The organism is Aminobacter sp. BA135 (assembly GCF_050859125.1).
Classification (GTDB): domain Bacteria; phylum Pseudomonadota; class Alphaproteobacteria; order Rhizobiales; family Rhizobiaceae; genus Aminobacter; species Aminobacter ciceronei.
In genome coordinates, this window is sequence record NZ_CP139572.1 from 2,371,522 (window position 1) to 2,389,288 (window position 17,767).

At 64.3% G+C, this 17,767-nt stretch carries 17 protein-coding genes and 1 pseudogene; 9 read left to right on the forward strand and 9 right to left on the reverse strand.

Annotated features, from left to right (window positions below):
- The first annotated feature begins 62 nt into the window (after nt 1-62).
- The 4 genes from ypfJ to SLT36_RS11650 all read left to right on the forward strand — a co-directional run bounded on the left by ypfJ (nt 63) and on the right by SLT36_RS11650 (nt 3,959).
- Nucleotides 63-974: a KPN_02809 family neutral zinc metallopeptidase gene (gene ypfJ / locus SLT36_RS11635; RefSeq protein WP_263006485.1), complete on the forward strand. Its 912-nt coding sequence runs from the start codon at nt 63-65 to the stop codon at nt 972-974.
- Between the two features lie 14 nt (nt 975-988).
- Entirely contained in the window at nt 989-1,906 is a 918-nt protein-coding gene (locus SLT36_RS11640) for an aldo/keto reductase (protein ID WP_432287578.1), read from the forward strand.
- Between the two features lie 197 nt (nt 1,907-2,103).
- Nucleotides 2,104-3,360, forward strand: a complete 1,257-nt coding sequence (locus tag SLT36_RS11645) for a TCR/Tet family MFS transporter (protein ID WP_432287579.1) — start codon at nt 2,104-2,106, stop codon at nt 3,358-3,360.
- Nucleotides 3,360-3,959, forward strand: a complete 600-nt coding sequence (locus tag SLT36_RS11650) for a YdeI/OmpD-associated family protein (protein WP_432287580.1) — start codon at nt 3,360-3,362, stop codon at nt 3,957-3,959. The genes SLT36_RS11645 and SLT36_RS11650 overlap by 1 nt, the downstream gene beginning before the upstream one ends.
- 37 nt (nt 3,960-3,996) lie before the next feature.
- Here the strand turns inward: SLT36_RS11650 and SLT36_RS11655 are convergent, their stop codons facing one another.
- From SLT36_RS11655 to msuE, 5 genes are all read right to left on the reverse strand, one after another.
- The gene (locus tag SLT36_RS11655) at nt 3,997-4,767 is read right to left on the reverse strand and encodes an ABC transporter ATP-binding protein (RefSeq protein WP_432287582.1); all 771 of its coding nucleotides are present in this window, start codon (nt 4,765-4,767) and stop codon (nt 3,997-3,999) included.
- A gap of 38 nt (nt 4,768-4,805) precedes the next feature.
- Complete coding sequence (locus SLT36_RS11660; protein WP_432287584.1) at nt 4,806-5,810, reverse strand: ABC transporter substrate-binding protein; 1,005 nt, start codon at nt 5,808-5,810, stop codon at nt 4,806-4,808.
- A 37-nt stretch (nt 5,811-5,847) separates the two neighbouring features.
- Entirely contained in the window at nt 5,848-6,699 is an 852-nt protein-coding gene (locus SLT36_RS11665) for an ABC transporter permease (RefSeq protein WP_432287586.1), read from the reverse strand.
- A 22-nt stretch (nt 6,700-6,721) separates the two neighbouring features.
- Complete coding sequence (locus tag SLT36_RS11670) at nt 6,722-8,086, reverse strand: LLM class flavin-dependent oxidoreductase (RefSeq protein ID WP_432287587.1); 1,365 nt, start codon at nt 8,084-8,086, stop codon at nt 6,722-6,724.
- A gap of 105 nt (nt 8,087-8,191) precedes the next feature.
- Nucleotides 8,192-8,749, reverse strand: a complete 558-nt coding sequence (gene msuE / locus SLT36_RS11675) for an FMN reductase (RefSeq protein ID WP_432287588.1) — start codon at nt 8,747-8,749, stop codon at nt 8,192-8,194.
- Nucleotides 8,750-9,174: 425 nt separating this feature from the next.
- Between msuE and SLT36_RS11680 the strand changes: the two genes are divergently transcribed.
- From SLT36_RS11680 to SLT36_RS11695, 4 genes and pseudogenes are all read left to right on the forward strand, one after another.
- Nucleotides 9,175-9,516 (forward strand): ArsR/SmtB family transcription factor, encoded by a 342-nt coding sequence (locus SLT36_RS11680; protein ID WP_432287590.1) that lies wholly within the window; start codon nt 9,175-9,177, stop codon nt 9,514-9,516.
- A gap of 26 nt (nt 9,517-9,542) precedes the next feature.
- Nucleotides 9,543-10,028 (forward strand): SRPBCC family protein, encoded by a 486-nt coding sequence (locus SLT36_RS11685; protein ID WP_432287592.1) that lies wholly within the window; start codon nt 9,543-9,545, stop codon nt 10,026-10,028.
- 102 nt (nt 10,029-10,130) lie between these two features.
- Nucleotides 10,131-10,979 (forward strand): alpha/beta fold hydrolase, encoded by an 849-nt coding sequence (locus tag SLT36_RS11690; protein WP_432287594.1) that lies wholly within the window; start codon nt 10,131-10,133, stop codon nt 10,977-10,979.
- An 88-nt stretch (nt 10,980-11,067) separates the two neighbouring features.
- A pseudogene (locus SLT36_RS11695) lies at nt 11,068-12,423 on the forward strand (IS3 family transposase).
- A gap of 68 nt (nt 12,424-12,491) precedes the next feature.
- Here the strand turns inward: SLT36_RS11695 and carA are convergent.
- On the reverse strand, nt 12,492-13,694 hold the full coding sequence (carA, locus tag SLT36_RS11700; RefSeq protein ID WP_432287596.1) for a glutamine-hydrolyzing carbamoyl-phosphate synthase small subunit: 1,203 nt from the start codon (nt 13,692-13,694) through the stop codon (nt 12,492-12,494).
- A 289-nt stretch (nt 13,695-13,983) separates the two neighbouring features.
- Here carA and SLT36_RS11705 point away from each other — a divergent pair, with 289 nt between their 5' ends.
- Nucleotides 13,984-14,433 (forward strand): GatB/YqeY domain-containing protein, encoded by a 450-nt coding sequence (locus tag SLT36_RS11705; RefSeq protein WP_115733732.1) that lies wholly within the window; start codon nt 13,984-13,986, stop codon nt 14,431-14,433.
- A 126-nt stretch (nt 14,434-14,559) separates the two neighbouring features.
- On the opposite strand, the gene SLT36_RS11710 is transcribed toward SLT36_RS11705, so the two are convergent.
- The 3 genes from SLT36_RS11710 to SLT36_RS11720 all read right to left on the reverse strand — a co-directional run bounded on the left by SLT36_RS11710 (nt 14,560) and on the right by SLT36_RS11720 (nt 17,754).
- Nucleotides 14,560-15,144, reverse strand: coding sequence for a glyoxalase superfamily protein (locus SLT36_RS11710; RefSeq protein ID WP_432287598.1), 585 nt, complete (start codon nt 15,142-15,144; stop codon nt 14,560-14,562).
- 208 nt (nt 15,145-15,352) lie between these two features.
- Entirely contained in the window at nt 15,353-16,516 is a 1,164-nt protein-coding gene (locus SLT36_RS11715; RefSeq protein WP_432287600.1) for an amidohydrolase, read from the reverse strand.
- A 289-nt stretch (nt 16,517-16,805) separates the two neighbouring features.
- A protein-coding gene (locus SLT36_RS11720) for an IS630 family transposase (RefSeq protein WP_432283321.1) occupies nt 16,806-17,754 on the reverse strand; the annotation gives its coding sequence in 2 pieces (ribosomal slippage) (nt 16,806-17,417 and nt 17,419-17,754; 948 coding nt in all).
- Nucleotides 17,755-17,767 lie beyond the last annotated feature (13 nt).

Sequence of the window (17,767 nt, forward strand, 5' to 3'; positions counted from 1 at the left end):
GGGGTTAAGCTAATTGTCTCAAGTGAGCGGCCGAGGCTGCGACAACATCGAGGGATACGCCTATGCGCTGGAGAGGCCGCCGCCAGAGTGACAACGTCCAGGATACGCGCGGTCAAGGCGGCGGTGGCGGACTTGGCGGAGGCCTCGGGGGCGGACGCCTGCCGATGGGCCCGCGCATGTCGACGGGCGGCGGCGGACTGTCCGGCATCATCATTCTCGTCATCCTGTTCTTTGCGCTGCGCGCCTGCGGCATCGACCCGATGCAGATCCTGGCCGGCGGTGACGGCGGGCCGGTTTCGGGCGGCGGCCAGGTGAGTGAGGGCGGGGCGCCCGCCAATGACGAGATGACCCAGTTCGTCTCGACCGTGCTGGCCGAAACCGAAGACACCTGGAACGGCATCTTCCAGGCCGAGGGGCTGAAATACCAGGAACCGAAGCTTGTGCTGTTCTCAGGGCAGGTGCGCTCGGCCTGCGGCTTCGCCTCCTCGGCATCCGGCCCATTCTATTGCCCTGGAGACCAGAAGGTCTATCTCGACACGGCTTTCTTCGGACAGTTGGCCAAGCAGTTCGGCGCAGCCGGCGATTTCGCCCAGGCTTATGTCATTGCCCACGAGGTCGGCCACCACGTCCAGAACCTGACCGGCATCCTGCCCAAGTTCAACCAGATGCGGCAGCAGATGAGCGAGGCCGACGCCAACCAGATGTCGATGCGTGTCGAGCTGCAGGCCGACTGCTTCGCCGGTGTCTGGGGCCACTACACCGACCAGAAGGGTCTGCTCGAACAGGGCGATATCGAAGAGGCGCTGAACGCTGCCCAGCAGATCGGCGACGACACGCTGCAGAAGCGCATGCAGGGTTATGTCGTGCCGGAGAGCTTTAACCACGGCACCTCGCAGCAGCGCCAGCGCTGGTTTGCCGCCGGCTTCAAGAGCGGCAAACTGTCGGACTGCGATACCTTCAACAATCCGATCTGACGATGGCCGATCGGATGAATGTCCCTCCACGCATCGAACTGGTGCCGGGAGGCCTGTCGCTATCGCGGCTGGTGTTCGGCGCCTGGCGGCTGCTCGACGGCCAGAACCCTGGCGCCGAGGAGGTTGCACGGCTGATCGATACATCAGTCGATCTCGGCCTGACCAGCTTCGACCATGCCGACATCTATGGCGGCTACGCGGTCGAGGAGGCGTTTGGCGCCGGGCTGTCGCGCTGGAAAGGCCGGCGCGACAGCATCGAGCTGATCTCCAAATGCGGCATCATGCTGGCCTCGTCCAACCGGCCGCAGAACCGACTGAAGCACTATGACACCGATGCCGCCCATATCGAGGCCTCGGTCGAACGTTCGCTGAAGAACCTTGGCACCGACTATCTCGACCTCTTGCTGATCCACCGGCCCGATCCGCTGATGGACGCCGACGACACGGCGCGCGCCTTCGAGCGGCTGGTGGCAGCAGGTAAGGTGCGGGCCGTCGGCGTGTCCAACTTCACGCCGGACCAGTTCGACCTGCTCGCCTCGCGGCTGCCGTTCCCGCTCGTCACCAACCAGATCGAGCATTCGGTGCTGGAGACCTCGGCCCTGACCGACGGGCGACTCGACCATGCGCAAAGGCTGCGCTACGCGCCGATGATCTGGTCGCCGCTGGGCGGCGGTTCGCTGTTCACCGGCGAGGGCGCACGCGAGCAAAGGGTGCGGGCGGCGCTGAAGGCGGTCGCAGAGGAGATCGGTGCCGGCAATATCTCGACAATGGCCATCGCCTGGCTGCTCAGACATCCGGCACGGCTTGTGCCGGTGCTGGGCACGATGAAAGCGGCGCGGCTGGCCGGGCTGGTCAAGGCGCTGGACGTTAGGCTCGACCGCCAGCACTGGTTTGCCATTCTCGAGGCGAGCGAGGGCCGCGCGGTCCCGTAATGTTCCGCCGGATGGCGTCCTGGCATGAAGATAATTGATATGTTCACGTATTGTTCTTGATGAGTGCTTGATCTATAAGCAAGGTTTCCGCTCGCCCCCGGCGGATCGATGCCGGCATTTAAGCGCTTTTCGCGGTGCAGATGCCGGCGCAGCTCGACTGATCTTCGCGGCCTCGAAGCGGCGCCTGTGGGTTCGACATGGTTGATGAGAAGACCGCCAGACGAGGCCTTGCGCTCGTTTTCGTCACATTGCTGCTCGACATCATCGGCTTCGGCATCATCATGCCGGTATTGCCGGCCTTCCTGCAGGAGCTGACCGGCGTCGGCGTCGGCGAGGCGGCGATTGAGGGCGGCTGGCTGTTCTTCGTTTATGCGGCGATGCAGTTCCTGTTTGCGCCGCTGATGGGCAATCTCAGCGATCGTTTCGGGCGCCGGCCGATCCTGCTCGCCTCTGTACTGACATTCGCCATCGACAACGCCATCTGTGCGCTCGCCTGGTCCTATCCGATGCTGTTCGTCGGCCGCGTGCTCGCCGGCATCAGCGGTGCGAGTTACTCGACGGCCGCAGCCTTCATCGCCGACGTATCGAACGACGACAACCGGGCCAAGAATTTCGGCCTGCTTGGCATCGCATTTGGCGTCGGCTTCATCATCGGGCCGGTGCTCGGCGGCTTCCTTGGCGAGTTCGGCCCGCGCGTACCGTTCTGGGGCGCTGTAGCACTTGCCTTCGTCAATTTCCTGGTGGCCTTGTTCTTCCTGCCCGAGACGCTGGCGCGCCACAACCGGCGCGCCTTCGAATGGCGCCGCGCCAATCCGCTCGGCGCGCTGAAGCAGATGCGCAAATACAAGGGCATCGGCTGGATCGGGCTGGTGTTCTTCCTGATGGCGCTCGGCCACATGATGTATCCGGCGGTCTGGTCCTTCGTCAGCAGCTACCGCTATGGCTGGAGCGAACGGCAGATCGGCTTCTCGCTCGGCGTGTTCGGCCTCGGCGGCGCGCTTGTCATGGCACTGGTGCTTCCCAGAGTCATCCCCAGGCTGGGCGAGTGGCGCACGGCAGCCATCGGTCTCGGTTTCACGGCCATCGCTGCCTTCGGTTATGCCGCAGCATGGCAGGGTTGGATGATCTATGCGGTGATCGTGGCGACTTGCCTCGAAGCGCTCGCCGACCCGCCGCTGAGGAGCCTGGCCGCCGCAAAGGTGCCGCCGGACGCGCAGGGCGAGTTGCAGGGCGCGATGACCAGCCTGTTTTCGATCACCAGCATCATCACGCCGCTGCTCTACACCGGCATCTTCGCCTGGTTCACCGGGCCGAGCGCGCCGGTGACGTTTGCCGGAGCACCCTATGCCGTCGGCGGGGTCTTCATCGGTCTGGCGCTGCTGGTGTTCATTTTCAAGGTCGAGCGGCCGGCGGCCAGGAAAGCCACTGCGGTCGAAATGGAGCAGGTCAACTGATGGCACCGGTCTATGTCGATCCCGCCAAGGTTCACGAATTCACTGACGCCGCCAGCTTTTATGCCTGGCTCAGCAGGAACCACGACAGCCAGGACGAGGTCTGGATCAAGGTCCACAAGGTCGGATCGGGGCTGGCCTCGATCACGCCGAAGGAGGCGATCGAAGTCGTCTTATGCTGGGGCTGGATAGACGGCGTGCGCAAGGGGTTCGACGGCAGGAGTTTCCTGCAACGCTATTCGCCGCGCGGCAAGAAGGGCACCTGGAGCCAGATCAATGTCGACAGCGTGGCGCGCCTGGTCGCCGAGGGGCGGATGACCGAGCATGGCATGGAGCAGGTCGAGGCGGCCAAGGCTGACGGCCGCTGGGACCGGGCCTACAAGAGTGGCAAGGACATGCTGATCCCTCACGACCTGCAGGCGGCGATCGATGCCGAGCCGGAGGCGAAAGCAATGCTCGGCAAGCTCAGCGAGCAGAACCGCTTTGCGATCGCCTTCCGCACCCACAACATGAAGACCGAGGCCGGGCGCAAGAAGAAGATCGAGACCTTCGTCGCCATGCTGAAGCGTGGCGAAACGATCTATCCGCAAGGCAAGAAGTGAATGGAGAGGGCGGAACGCTCGACGCGCTCGGCCTCGTTCAATGCAGGCCGAACTCGCGCAGCAGTTCCTCTCGGTAGCGGACGAAGCGAGGTTCGCTGCGGTCGCGCGGGCGGGGCAGCTCGATGTCGATCAGGCGGGCGGCGGCACCCTTTTCCTTGGGCAGTACCAGCACCCGGTCGGCGAGATAGACCGCTTCTTCGAGATCGTGGGTGACCATGACCATGGTCACGTTCTCCTCGCTCCAGATGCGGGCGAGCTCTTCCTGCATGGTGATCTTGGTCATGGCGTCGAGCGCGCCGAGCGGCTCGTCGAGCAAAAGGATTTCGGGCTGTACGGTCAGCGCGCGGGCGATGCCGACGCGCTGGGCCATGCCGCCCGAGAGTTGCCTGGGATAGGCATCGGTGAAGTCGCCGAGGCCGACGAGCCCGATATAGTCGCGCGCCCGCTCCTCGGCACGGGCGCGGTTTTCGCAACGCACCTCGAGGCCGAAGGCGACGTTGCCGAGCACTGTCAGCCAGGGCAGCAGCCGCGGCTCCTGGAAGATCACGGCGCGGTCGGAGCCGACGCCATGCACCGGTTCGCCGTCGATCGCCACCCGGCCGCCATCGGCCACTTCGAGACCGGCCAGCACGCGCAGCAGCGTGGTCTTGCCCGATCCCGACGCGCCGACGATGACAAGGCATTCGCCTGATCGGATGTCGAGGTTCAGGCCCTTCAGCACCGCCAGCGGTCGGCCGTTGATGGCGAAGGATTTCGAGAGGTCGCGGATCAAAACCTCGCCGCGGCGGCCGCTGTCGATGCTGGTCATGCCTTTTCTCCGATGTCTTTGGCCAGGCCTTTTCAGGCTCAGTTCGATTTGGCTTCGGCGTTGGGCTGGAACAGCAGGTCGGCGGCCTTGAGCTTGCCCTTAGGCAGCGACCCCTCGCGTTCGAGCACGGCGATCCAGAAGTCGAGGTCGCGGGGAACCGCCTGCGCGCCTTCGCGGAGGCCGAAGCCGGTCCAGTATTTGGCCAGCTCGGCGTTCTCGCCGCGCTTCGACAGGATGGATGCCAGCACCTTGCGTGCTTCATCGGGGTTCTGGCGCGACCATTCGGCGGCGCGGGTCGACTGCTCGACGAAGTTGCGGGCAGCGTCAGGGTGAGCCTTGACGAAGTCGCGGCGCAGCACGACGAAGCCGCCGGCGATTTCGCCCAGCACGTCGGTGTCGTCGAAGATGGCGCGGACACCGCCATGTTCCTTCAGCAGGCCTTCGAAGGTGGCCTGCCAGTAGCCGAGCGCCGCGATGTCGACCTGGCCGGAGCGCAAGGTCTGTTCGAGCTGGGGACCCGGCACCACGACGAGGTTGGCGGCATTCTGCGGCAGCTCGGCCTGGTGCAGCGCCTCGCGCACCGTGTAGTCGAGATGGGCGCCCAGCGTGTTGACGGCGATAGACTTGCCGGCGATGTCGGCGACCGATTTGATCGGGCTGTCCTCGAGTACGTAGAAGACGCTCTGGACCTTGTCGTCGATACCGTTGCTGGGATAGGCGGCGACGAAGTCGTTGCCGCCGGCAATCGAGTTGACCACCGCCGAGGTCGCGGCCGAACCGAGGTCGACGCTGCCGGCGGCGAGTGCGAACAGCGAGGCCGGGCCGCCCTGGGCATAGCCGACATTCTCGAACTCGATGCCGAGGCCATTGAAGTGGCCGAGCTCATTGGCCAGCTCATGCGGCGAGATGCTGCCCTGGCTGGAGAGGTAGCGGATCTTCACCGTTTCAGGCGATTGGCCGAAGGCGGTGCCGGGGACGCCGGCGGCGAACAGGCTGCCGGCGACAAGTGTGCTGATGCTAAGGTTGCGGAATCTGAATGTCATTGTCGGTATCCTTGATTGGGGGCGAAAGGGGGGTGCGTCAGGCTGCGGTGGCGCTGCTCCACCGGCAAAGCCGGCGCTGCAGCAGGACGAGCGCGTAGTTGGAGACGAGGCCGAGGCCGGCGAGCAGGACGATGGCTGCGAACATCAGCGGGATCTGGAAGTTGTACTGGGCGTTCATCACCTGGAAGCCGACGCCCCTGTTGGCGCCGATCATCTCGGAAGCGATGAGCAGCAGCAGGGCTGTGGTGGCCGACAGCCTGAGGCCGACGAAGATCGACGGCACCGCACCCGGCAGCACGACGCGGCGGAACACAGTGAGCCGGCTCGCACCATAGACGCGCGCCATCTCGATCAGCTTGGGGTCGACCTCCTTGACGCCGCCGATGGTGTTGAGCAGCAGCGGAAACAGCGTCGCCCAGAAGATGACGAAGACCTTGGAGGCTTCGCCGAGGCCGAGCAGCAGGATGAAGACCGGGTAGAGCGCGAGCGCCGAAGTCTGGCGGAAGACCTGCAGAATCGGGTCGAGTGCGCGCTCGACCGAGCGGACCTGGCCCATGAACAGGCCGAGCGGGATGGCAACGAAGACGGCGGCGACGAAGGCCGTGCCCGAGCGCTGGAGCGAAATGGCGATGTCGTCGAGCAGTGCGCCGCCGGCAATGCCGTCCCACAGCGCGGCTATGATGGCATCGGGCGGGGGAATGACCGCCGGATTGACCCAGCCGGCATGGCTCGCCACCTGCCAGAGTGCGAGGAAGCCAGCGAGCACGCCGTAGCGCGACAGGAAGCGTGCCGCCGCCCGGCCACCGCGCTGGACAAGCTCCTGGCCAAAGCTGTTGTCGCCGATGCCGGCGCCAAGCACGCTCGGCTGTTCGATGTGTTGCAAACTCATGATCTTGCCCTCGCGATCGGGATTATTCGGCGGCCTGCAGCGCACTGCGGCCTGCGGTCCAGGGATTTTGCGGGCGGGGCAGGCCGAGGTTCTCGCGCAGCGTGCGGCCCTCATAGGCGCTGCGGAACAGGCCACGCCGCTGCAGCTCGGGCACCACCAGGTCGACGAAATCGTCAAGCGCACCGGGTAGCCATGGCGGCAGGATGTTGAAGCCGTCGGCGGCCTCGCTGGTGAACCATTCTTCCAGCTGGTCGGCGACCTGGGTGGCGCTGCCGACGATGGTGTAGTGGCCGCGGGCGGTGGCGACCCACTGGTAGAGCTCGCGGATGGTGAAGTCGTGCTCGTCGGCGATCTGGCGGATCAGCGCCTGGCGGCTCCTCATGCCCTCGGTCTCGGCACTCCTCGGCAATGGCCCGTCGAGCGGATAGCCCCTGAGGTCGAGCGTGCCGCCGGCGAGCCCGTTGAGCAGGGCAACGCCGTCCTCGGGCAGGATCAGTTCGTTGAGCCTGTCGTATTTGGCCCGCGCCTCGGCCTCGGTGCGTCCAACGAAGGGGGCTACGCCTGGCATGATCAGCACGTGATCAGGGACACGGCCTTCGGCCAGCACGCGGGCCTTGATGTCGCGGTAGAATTCCTGCGCCGAAGCAAGGTTCTGGTGTGCGGTGAAGATCACTTCGGCGGACAGTGCGGCAAGCCGGCGCCCGTCCTCCGACTGGCCGGCCTGGACGACGACCGGGTGGCCCTGGACAGGGCGGGGCACGTTGAGCGGTCCCTTGACGGCGAAATGCGCGCCCTTGTGGTCGATGTCGTGGACCCTGGCGGGATCGTAGAAGCGCCCCGTCTGCTTGTCGCGGATGAAGGCGTCGTCTTCCCAGCTGTCCCACAGCGCCTTGACGGTGTCGACATGCTCCCTGGCGCGGGCATAGCGGTCGGCATGGTCGGGCTGTTTGTCCAGGTTGAAGTTGCGCGCGGTGTCGTCGCCGGCCGACGTGACGACGTTCCAGCCGGCGCGGCCGTTCGACAGATGGTCGAGCGAGGCGAACTTGCGGGCGAGCGTGTAGGGCTCCTCGTAGGTGGTCGAGACGGTTGCGATGAAGCCGAGATGCGTGGTCAGCGGCGCCAATGCTGCAAACAGCGTGACCGGCTCGAAACCGGCGATCTTGGCATTGCCGCCTTCACGGCCGCCGAGTCCGACCGACAGGTTGTCGGCGAGGAAATAGGCGTCGAACAGGCCGCGCTCGGCTGTCTTGGCGAGCTCGGCGTGGAAGGCGAAATTGGTCGCGCCGTCGGCTGGCGAGCCGGGATGGCGCCAGGCGGCGATGTGCTGGCCACCACCGGGCAGGAAGGCGCCGAGTTTGATCTGTCTGGGCTTGGTCTGTCTGGTCATGGGGATCTCCTTGCGAAAGAGAATTTCGAGACGACGCGGCCTGCCCGACGGCGTGGGGCCGCAGGTCGGTCATGTCGGGTGGTGGGAGCTTCGGTGCGGTCTTGGTCAGGCGGCCAAGTCGACGCTGTCGCGCATCTGGGCGACACGACAGGCCTCGGTGACCGCCTGCTGGGCGCGGGCGCGGATGGCCTCGGAAACCAGCGCGCCGTCGACGAAATCCCTGTCGGAGGCGTAGATGGCGGTCGGGATGGTCAGCGCCTCGAAGAAGCCGAACAGCGGGCGCAACTGGTGCTCGACGATCAGAGAATGGCGCTCGCCACCTCCGGTCGCCGCCAGGATTACCGGCTTGCCCTTCAGCGAATTGGGGTCGAGCAGGTCGAAGAAGTGCTTGAACAGGCCGGTGTAGCTGCCCTTGAAGGTGGGTGAGCCAACGACGAGTATGGCCGCACTGGACAGCTGCTCGACGATGGCCCGGGCAGGCGGGGCGAGATCGCTGACGCGCCGTGCCTGGGCGAAGGACGGGCCGAGATCCTCGATATCGTAGGTAGCCGCTGCTGCTCCGGTGTTCCTGGCAACCTCGCCGGCAATGTGCTCGATGAACTGTCTGGTCTTCGACGGACGGGTCAGATTGCCCGAAATTCCCACCACGAGTTGTCTTGGCATATGCGGATCCTCATCAGCGGTCGATACCCATTAACTCTACGGAATTTGTAGATATTGAAGAGCGAGAGGATTTCAAAAGCAAGGCTGCGAGGGGATTGAGTTTGCGAAAGATCGGCTGCGGCTGGTTCAATCGACGCGCAGCGCTGGCTTGGGCGAACGGCAAAGGGGGTGGAGGAACGGGCCTTTGGCGGGTCGAAAGAAGTGGCCATGAGTGCGCCAGAGCGCTCGCATCTGGCTGGTGTCGCGGGCTGGACAGCTCATTTCGCGCATGCCCGGGTGGAGCAGAATTTTCGCGACGCGCAGGGCGCGCCACCCGTCTTTTCACGTCGGTGAGATTTGCCGGAGTTCTCAACCAACCGGTTGACAACCACTTGAGCGAATTGTATTCAACCAATAAGTTAAAAACTATTTGGTTGAATAAAGACATGACTGATCCTCTTTCCCTTACATTTTCCGCGCTGGCAGATCCGACGCGTCGCGCCATCCTGGCCCGGCTTGCCCAGGGGCAGGCGAGCGTCGGCGAGCTGGCTGCACCCTACGACATGAGCCTGGCGGCGGTGTCGAAGCACATCAAGGTGCTCGAAAACGCCGGACTGATCTCGCGCGAGAAGGATGCGCAGTACCGCTACTGCAAGCTTCAGGCCGGCCCGCTCCAGGACGTCGATGGCTGGGTCGGCGCCTATCGCGACCTGTGGCGCGACAATCTCGACCAGCTCGACGCCTATCTCGCCGACATGCAGCGCGGCGACGACACCAACAAGCAGTGATTTCACGAGATACGAAAGGGAATGACATGAACAAGATGCTTGTCGATACGCCGGAAGGCGAACCCATCATCCGCATGAGCCGCACCTTCGACGCCCCGCGCGCGCTGGTGTGGCGGGCCTGGACCCGGCCCGAGCACGTGGCCCGCTGGTGGGGCTCGCGCGCCATGGGCGCGACCAAGGTGGTCAAGCTCGACGTCCGGCCCGGCGGCGAGTGGCGTTTCGAGCAGACCACACCTGACGGCACCATCTTTGCCTTTATCGGCAGGTACATCGAGGTCGACGAGCCGGAAAAGCTGGTCAATACCTTCGCGCTGGAGGGCATGTTCGAGGACAAGAACGTCATCGAGACACATCGCTTCGAGGAGAAGGACGGCAGGACCCATTACAGCGGCGTCACCCGCTTCGACAGCATCGAGGATCGCGACGGCATGATCGCCTCGGGCATGGAAGCCGGCGCCCAGGAAAGCATGAACCAGCTCGAAGAACTTCTTGGCGAGCTGATCTCCGCCTGATTCCTCGCCGATTCCGGCCGGCAATTCCCTTATCGCAATCGTGACCCAACCGGCCGCATTGGCGGCCGGGCGGGATCGCTCATCCTTGGACAGGAAACGACGATGAAAACGCTGGCACTTGCGGGCGCGGCCCTGCTCGCCCTTTTTTCCACCATCGCACCGGCAATGCTTTCGGCCGAGGAAGCAGCACCCCTCGAACTGCATCACCAGGTTTACGGGGAGGGGGCGCCGCTCGTTCTGCTGCATGGCGCCTTGATGACCATCGAGACCAACTGGTCGACCAGCCTCGGCGAACTCGCCAAGGCGAACACGGTCATTGCTGTCGAGCTGCAGGGCCATGGTCGCACCGCAGACCAGGTTCCCGGGTTGAGCTACCAGACCATGGCCGACGACGTCGCTGGCCTGCTCGACAGGCTCGGCATCGAAAAGGCGTCCGTCATGGGCTATTCGATGGGCGGCAACGTCGCCCTGCAACTGGCCCTGCGCCACCCGGAGCGTGTCGAACGCATCGTCGCCGTGTCGGCCGCCGCCAGCGACAAGGGGCTGGCGCCCGGCCACAAGGAGATGGTGCAGCACCTGACCCCCGACATGTTTGCCGGTGCGCCGATGGTGGCGGAGTATCAGAAACTGTCGCCCAAACCGGACTTCGCTGCCCTGGTCGAGAAGGTCAAGCAGCTGGAACTGATGCCGTTCGACTGGACCGCCGACCTAACCAGGATCAAGGCACCTGTTCTGCTGGTTGCCGGTGATGCCGACGTCGTGACGCTCAGCCATCTCGCAGAGATGCATGCGGCGCTCGGCGGCCACGCCAATGGCGACGTCAACGGCCCATCGCGCAGCCAGCTTCTGGTGCTGTCGGGCACCAGCCATATGGGCATCCTCGCCGATCCGGCGAAGGCGCATCAGGTCGCGGCGGCGGCCAATGCTTTCCTCAGCGCCGAGGCGAAGTAGGGGGGCACCCGGTCGACTTCACCGCAAGAGAAAGGCCCCGCGTCTGAACTGCCCCCCGAAAGTTGGACACAACCTTCGGGGGTTTTGCATGTCCAAACACAGTGCGCGTTTCAAGCGCTCGGTTGTCGATAGCTATTTGTGCAGGGATGAAAGCTACGCGAGTGCGGCGTCGAAGCGTGGAGTTGACGCGGCGACTGTCCGCAAGTGGGTGGCTTTGTACCAGGCGCATGGCTGGGCGGGACTGTCGGGCAAATACGATCATTACGACGCGACGTTCAAGCTGTCAGTGCTCGAGCGGATGTGGCGAGAAGGTCTGTCGTATCGCCAGACGGCGGCGTTGTTCAATATCCGCAATGCCAGTTGCCTGGCGGGCTGGGAGAAGCGCTATCATGCGGGTGGGATAGAGGCACTCGGCCGACGTCCCGGAGGACGCCCCATGTCGAAGCCGCCGGCCCCCGCAGTGCCTGTTGCACCCAGTGACGAAGCCAAAAGCCGGGAAGAACTGCTGGCCGAACTGAAGCAACTGCGGATGGAGAACGCCTACCTGAAAAAACTGGAGGCCTTAACGCAGGGACACGCGCCCAAAAAGCACAAGCCGTCCAGGCGTTAAGGCCGTTGCATCCGCTTGAGGGCCTGCTCGATCTGGCGAAGCTGCCGCGCAGCACGTTCTATTACAGGCAAAAGGCGGCCTCGCGCCCGGACCGCCATGTGGCGCTGAAGGAGGCGATCAAGGCCATCTTCGACCGCCACAAGGGCCGCTACGGCTATCGCCGGGTGACCGCGCAACTGCGCCAGTTGGGTCAAGGCGTCAACCACAAGACCGTCCAGAGCCTGATGGCCGAGATGGGATTGAAGTCACTGGTCAGGCCGAAGAAGTATCGTTCCTACAGGGGCGAGGTTGGGCGGACCGCTCCCGATCTGTTGCAGCGCAAGTTCAGCGCCGACCGCGCCAACTGCAAATGGGTGACCGACGTGACGGAGTTCAGCGTGGCCGGCGACAAGCTCTACCTGTCTCCCATCATGGACCTCTACAATGGCGAGATCGTCGCCTTCGAGACGGCGCGCCGCTCGCGCTTCAAACTGGTGGACAATATGCTGACCAAAGCCTTCGCCCGGCTCAATGAGGACGAACGGCCGACCCTGCATTCCGATCAGGGATGGCAGTACCAGATGTCGGCATTCCAGCGCAGGCTGGAAACCAGAGGCCTTGCACAAAGCATGTCACGCAAAGGCAATTGCCTCGACAACGCACCGATGGAGAGCTTCTTCGCCACGCTCAAGTCCGAGCTCTTCCACCCGGAAAGGTTCGAAACTGTCCAAAGCCTCGATAAGGCCATCGAGCGCTACATCGACTATTACAACCACCGCCCCATCAAACTGAAACTGAAAGGGGCTGGCCCCTGTGCAATACAGGACCCAGCCCTTAAATCTACCAGCTCAATGAACCGTCCAACTTTACGGGGTCAGTTCAACAGCGGGGCCTTTTATCGGATTGCCGGTGACTGCCTGGTCTCAGCGCTCTGCGAGCGCCGGTTCGCCTTGCCGTTCGCGGATCAGGTTGGCGAAGCGGCGGAAGAGGTAGTGCGAGTCCTGCGGGCCGGGCGAGGCCTCGGGATGGTGCTGGACCGAAAACACCGGGCGACCGGTGAGCGCGATGCCGCAATTGGTGCCGTCGAACAGCGAGACGTGCGTCTCCTCGACACCCTCGGGCAGCGACTCGGCATCGACAGCGAAGCCGTGGTTCATCGACACGATCTCGACCTTGCCGGTGGTGTGGTCCTTGACCGGATGGTTGGCGCCATGGTGGCCCTGGTGCATCTTGGCGGTCTTGCCGCCAAGCGCCAGCGCCAGCATCTGGTGGCCGAGGCAGATGCCGAACACCGGCAGCTCGGTCTTGAGCAGGTCCTTGATGACGGGCACCGAATACTCTCCCGTTGCCGCCGGATCGCCGGGGCCGTTGGACAGGAAAATGCCATCGGGCTTCATCGCCAGGATGTCTTCGGCCGAGGTCTTGGCCGGAACGACAGTCACCTTGGCGCCGAGGCCTGCAAGCAGGCGCAGGATGTTGCGCTTGACGCCATAGTCGATGGCAACGACGTGCATGGTTTCGTCAGCGCGCTCGCCATAACCCTCGTTCCAGACCCAGGGCGTCTCGGTCCAGACCGACGACTGGCCAGAGGTAACCTCCTTGGCGAGGTCGAGGCCGACGAGGCCGGACCAGGCGCGGGCCTGGGCCTTGAGGTTCTCGATATCGAACTTGCCGTCGGGGGCGTATGCGATGACCGCGTTGGGCATGCCCTTTTCGCGGATCAGTGCTGTCAGGGCGCGGGTGTCGACACCCGACATGGCAACGATGCCGCGACGCTTCAGCCACTGGTCGAGATGGCCGGCGGCGCGATAGCTTGATGGGTTGGTGACGTCGGCCTTGAACACGGCACCTACGGCACCCGAACGGGTTGCCGGGTTCAGGTCCTCGATGTCTTCATCGTTGGTGCCGATGTTGCCGATGTGCGGGAAGGTGAAGGTGACGATCTGGCTGGCATAAGAGGGGTCGGTGAGGACCTCCTGGTAGCCGGTGAGCGCCGTGTTGAAGCAGACTTCGGCAACGGCACTGCCTGTGGCGCCGAGGCCTCGGCCGGTGATGACCGTGCCGTCGGCCAGTACCAGAACGGCGGTCGGCACTTCGGTTGCCCAAGGGGCGGTCTCTGAGGCCATGGCGATGCTCCTGCGTAACGGGCGCCGCGACTTGAAAAATGGCTCGCAAGGGGCCATATCGCGCAGCGAAAAGCACGGACGACCACCGTCAGGCGGGCCCCGTGCACAAAACAAACAAGTCCTTGCAAGGCGCGGACAATAGGCGAAGGCCGGCATATGGTCAATGACCGGGCCGGGATTCGTGGCTAATTATTTTTCCTAGCAAAAACAGGAAGTTGGCCATTGTCATTCGGTTTGCCACTGTGGCAGGTCAGCGCTATTGTTTGCGACACGTTCAGGAGTAACGGCCATGCGCGAGACACTCGCCGAGGCACTGAAGACTGCATTGAAGACCGGCGACAAGCGCCGCACCTCGACGCTGAGGCTGATCCAGGCGGCCATCCAGGACCGCGATATCGCCCATCGCGGTGCCGGCAAGGACCCTGTCACCGACGAGGAAATCCTGCAGATCCTGACCAAGATGGTCAAGCAACGCCAGGAATCGGCCAAGGCCTTCGAGGAAGGTTCGCGGCTGGAACTGGCCGCCCAGGAGCGTGACGAAATCGCCATCATCTCCGACTTCCTGCCCAAGCAGATGGAGGAGGGGGCGGTGCGCAGCGCGGCACAGCAGGTGATTTCGGAAGTCGGCGCCGATGGCTTGCGCGACATGGGCCGCTGCATGAACGCGCTCAAGGAGCGCTATCCCGGCCAGATGGATTTCGGCAAGGCCAGCGGCATCGTCAAGGAGCTGCTGCAGTAGGCAGCTATGGCCTTGTGCCATGTGAACAGAAACGCCCCGCCTGCGATGCAGCGCGGGGCGTTTTTCGTTTGGGGCGCGAGGGTAGCCGCGCCTTTCCTTCTGCCCTTGCGGGAGAAGGAAAGGTCATCACGCGGCGTGGCGGAGCTTGACCGGGGCCTTGTCGCGCAGGCCCCAGATGTGGCCGAACGGATCGAAAACGGTGGCGCCGCGGCGGCCGTCGGTTGCCGCAGCCAGGTTTCCACGAATGGTTGCTCCGACCCTGATCGCTCGTTGCAGCGCGGCCTGCGCGTTGGCGACCTCGAGGATGAAGACGGCGCTGACCGCGCCATGGGCCTTGGGGAAGAACGGCCCGCCGCGCCGCGGTTCCTGTTCTCGGCGGGGATTGGCGCCGCCAACCTGCAGGGCGACACCGCCGATCTGCAGGTCGATCGAGATCGGAACGCCCTCGAACAGGTAGGATCCGCCGCGAATGGCACCGAACGCCCTCTGGTAGAAACTGGCTGCCTCTTCCTCACGGCCGTGCTCGACGACGACCGAAACGGCAAGCTCGGCCTTGGCGTCGGACGTCGCCTTGAGGGTGTTCCAGTTGTCGTAGCCGAACTGGCGGGCGACGATCTCGAGACAGGCGCTGTGGGCAAGGTGGATGTCTTGCGCGGCCAGGCCTGCACGCAGCTCCTTGGCCATGGATTTCACGCGATCAAGCGATGGCATGGGATGTTCCCTTGAAGAGGGGGACATACAGCGTCAGTGCTCGCATTGCCGACGGTCACCCCAAGGGTCAAACCATGTTCTCCTGTGCATTCGCCAATCCCGAGGGAGCGAGCGGCAGGCTGCACGGCCCAAGGAGAGTGTCGCCAAGGACGGCGATTCGGGCAAGTTCAAATGGGCTGCGATGGCGGCGGCGTTTCCTTTTCAAAAATCACGTCACCGGCAGGCGCTGGCGGGCGATGGCCGCGTGGAAGCGGGTGCCGTGGATCAGGGCGTCGTCGTTGAAATCAAAGGACGGGTTGTGCAGCGGCGCCGAGGCCTCGCCATTGCCGATATAGGCGAAGCAGCCGGGGACATGGTCGAGGAAACGGGCGAAATCCTCGGATGCAGTGACGATCTCGCCCTTGCCGTTGACCGCGCTGGCGGCAAACACGGTGCTGGCGGCTTCGAGCGCGGCTGCGGTGGCCTCGGCATCGTTGACCAGCGGCACGAACTCCCTGCTGTAGGTCACCTCGGCCGTGCAGTTGTGGGTCAGTGCGGTGCCTTCGGCGATGATGCGCATCTGCCGTTCGATCTCGGCGCTGACCTCCGGGCGGAAGCTCCTGGCATCGCCGAGGATGCGGGCGAAGCCGGGCAGGGCGTTGCGGGTGCCGTCGGTGACGAGTTCGGTGACCGAGACCACGGAGATGTCAGCCGGGCTCAGCCGGCGTGACACGATGGTCTGCAGGTTGGTGACGACGGCGCAGGCAGCAACCAGCACCTCGCGGCCGAGATGCGGGCAGGCAGCGTGACCACCGAGGCCGCGCAGCACGATCTCGAAATTGTCCTCCGCCGACATGATCGGGCCGGGCCGGGTCTCGAAATGGCCCAACGGCAGGCCGGGCATGTTGTGCAGGCCATAGATCTCGTCGAAGGGAAAACGCGCCATAAGCCCGTCGTCGAGCATGGCGAGCGCGCCCTTGCCCCATTCCTCCGCCGGCTGGAAGATGAAGCGTACCGTGCCGTCGAAGCCGCCTTCGTTGGCAAGCAGCTTCGCCGCGCCCAGGAGCATCGCGGTGTGGCCGTCATGGCCGCAGGCATGCATGACACCGGGATTTTGCGAAACGTGACCGTGGCTGGCCTGCTCGGAGATGCGCAATGCGTCCATGTCGGCGCGGAGCGCGATGGCCCGGTTGCCCGATCCACGGCGCAGGGTGCCGACGACGCCGGTGCCGCCGACGCCTTCGACGACCTCGTCGAGGCCGAAGGCCCGGAGTCGGGCTGCAACGAAGGCTGAGGTGCGCTTTTCCTCGAAGCCGAATTCGGGATGGGCATGCAGGCCGCGCCGCCAGGTTGTCATCTCGGCGACGAGGGTGTTCTGGTCGAGCGCGGCCATTTTGCAGGTTCCCTGATGTTGCGAGCAGCCTCGCCCGAATTGCTGGGGGCAGGCAAGGGCGTTTGCTGAGGCCAGCCTTTTTGCCGTGCGGGAAAAGCGCGCCGGTTGCGCCTTACGAGGCAAATCGTCAACGTTGCGATCCTTCGCACCCCCCTCTGGCCTGCCGGCCATCTCCCCCACAAGGAGGGAGATCACGCCGTCATCGGTGCTACGCCCAATCACTGACGTTACAAGGGTGTTCCTGGCAATCTTGCAGGATGGGCGCCGCCGGCGACGCGACTAGAGCCTTTCACGTTTTGACGGAAGCGTATCCGGCGTTTGCGAAATAGTTCTCGCATTCGCCGGGTTCGATGGTCGCAACGAGTTGACCGACGTGCCGCCACGTTTCTTCGACGGTGCGCTTCTGGGCTTGGCGCATCCAGTGTTTGATCTTGGCGAAGGCCTGCTCGATCGGATTGAGGTCGGGTGAGTAGGGCGGCAGGTACCAAAGCCTGGCGCCAGCGGCCTTGATCATCTGCCTGATGGCGACCGATTTGTGACTTCCCAGATTGTCCATGATGACGATATCGCCGGGTTTCAGCACGCCAACGAGTTGCTGCTCGACATAGGCGCGGAAGCACTGGCCGTTGATTGGTCCGTCAAAGACACAAGGTGCCGCAAGCCGGTCCCAACGCAATGCCCCCAGGAAGGTCAGGGTTCGCCAATGGCCGTGCGGGGCCAAGCCGCGCAGGCGCTTGCCCCTTGGCCCCCAGCCCCGAAGTGGAGCCATATTGGTCTTGATCCAGGTCTCATCGATGAAGACCAGGCACCGCGGATCCAGGCTGGCCTGCCAAGACCGCCATCGCCGACGCCTGCGAGCAATATCGGCTCGGCCCTGCTCAAGAGCGAGCAGTGTTTTTTTTGAAGCTCAGGCCCTCGCGCCTCAAGAACATCCAGACCGCATTGTGCGAGACCATCACCCCGCGTGCGGCCAACTCGTCCTTCAGCCGATGCAGCGTCAGTTCAGAGGTCTGGTTGATCCGCTCCACGATGAAGGCACGATGCGGCTCCAAAATCCGCTTGCGGTGTCCGCCCATCTTGCCCGGCGCAACCGACCCGGTGGCACGGTAACGCTGCGACCACTTCACAACCGAGGAAACGGCAACGCCGAAGCGCGACGCCACCGCACGGCAGTTCTCGCCGGCGCAAACCGCTTCCACAACACGCTCACGAAGATCGTTCGAAAGGGCTCGCGTCATCAGATGCTGGCCT

What these genes read in the sequence shown, in the direction of transcription:
- ypfJ (WP_263006485.1), top strand. Translation starts at nt 63, where the DNA reads ATGCGCTGGAGAGGCCGCCGCCAGAGTGACAACGTCCAGGATACGCGC.
- SLT36_RS11640 (WP_432287578.1), top strand. Translation starts at nt 989, where the DNA reads ATGAATGTCCCTCCACGCATCGAACTGGTGCCGGGAGGCCTGTCGCTA.
- SLT36_RS11645 (WP_432287579.1), top strand. Translation starts at nt 2,104, where the DNA reads ATGGTTGATGAGAAGACCGCCAGACGAGGCCTTGCGCTCGTTTTCGTC.
- SLT36_RS11650 (WP_432287580.1), top strand. Translation starts at nt 3,360, where the DNA reads ATGGCACCGGTCTATGTCGATCCCGCCAAGGTTCACGAATTCACTGAC.
- SLT36_RS11655 (WP_432287582.1), bottom strand. Translation starts at nt 4,767, where the DNA reads ATGACCAGCATCGACAGCGGCCGCCGCGGCGAGGTTTTGATCCGCGAC.
- SLT36_RS11660 (WP_432287584.1), bottom strand. Translation starts at nt 5,810, where the DNA reads ATGACATTCAGATTCCGCAACCTTAGCATCAGCACACTTGTCGCCGGC.
- SLT36_RS11665 (WP_432287586.1), bottom strand. Translation starts at nt 6,699, where the DNA reads ATGAGTTTGCAACACATCGAACAGCCGAGCGTGCTTGGCGCCGGCATC.
- SLT36_RS11670 (WP_432287587.1), bottom strand. Translation starts at nt 8,086, where the DNA reads ATGACCAGACAGACCAAGCCCAGACAGATCAAACTCGGCGCCTTCCTG.
- msuE (WP_432287588.1), bottom strand. Translation starts at nt 8,749, where the DNA reads ATGCCAAGACAACTCGTGGTGGGAATTTCGGGCAATCTGACCCGTCCG.
- SLT36_RS11680 (WP_432287590.1), top strand. Translation starts at nt 9,175, where the DNA reads ATGACTGATCCTCTTTCCCTTACATTTTCCGCGCTGGCAGATCCGACG.
- SLT36_RS11685 (WP_432287592.1), top strand. Translation starts at nt 9,543, where the DNA reads ATGAACAAGATGCTTGTCGATACGCCGGAAGGCGAACCCATCATCCGC.
- SLT36_RS11690 (WP_432287594.1), top strand. Translation starts at nt 10,131, where the DNA reads ATGAAAACGCTGGCACTTGCGGGCGCGGCCCTGCTCGCCCTTTTTTCC.
- carA (WP_432287596.1), bottom strand. Translation starts at nt 13,694, where the DNA reads ATGGCCTCAGAGACCGCCCCTTGGGCAACCGAAGTGCCGACCGCCGTT.
- SLT36_RS11705 (WP_115733732.1), top strand. Translation starts at nt 13,984, where the DNA reads ATGCGCGAGACACTCGCCGAGGCACTGAAGACTGCATTGAAGACCGGC.
- SLT36_RS11710 (WP_432287598.1), bottom strand. Translation starts at nt 15,144, where the DNA reads ATGCCATCGCTTGATCGCGTGAAATCCATGGCCAAGGAGCTGCGTGCA.
- SLT36_RS11715 (WP_432287600.1), bottom strand. Translation starts at nt 16,516, where the DNA reads ATGGCCGCGCTCGACCAGAACACCCTCGTCGCCGAGATGACAACCTGG.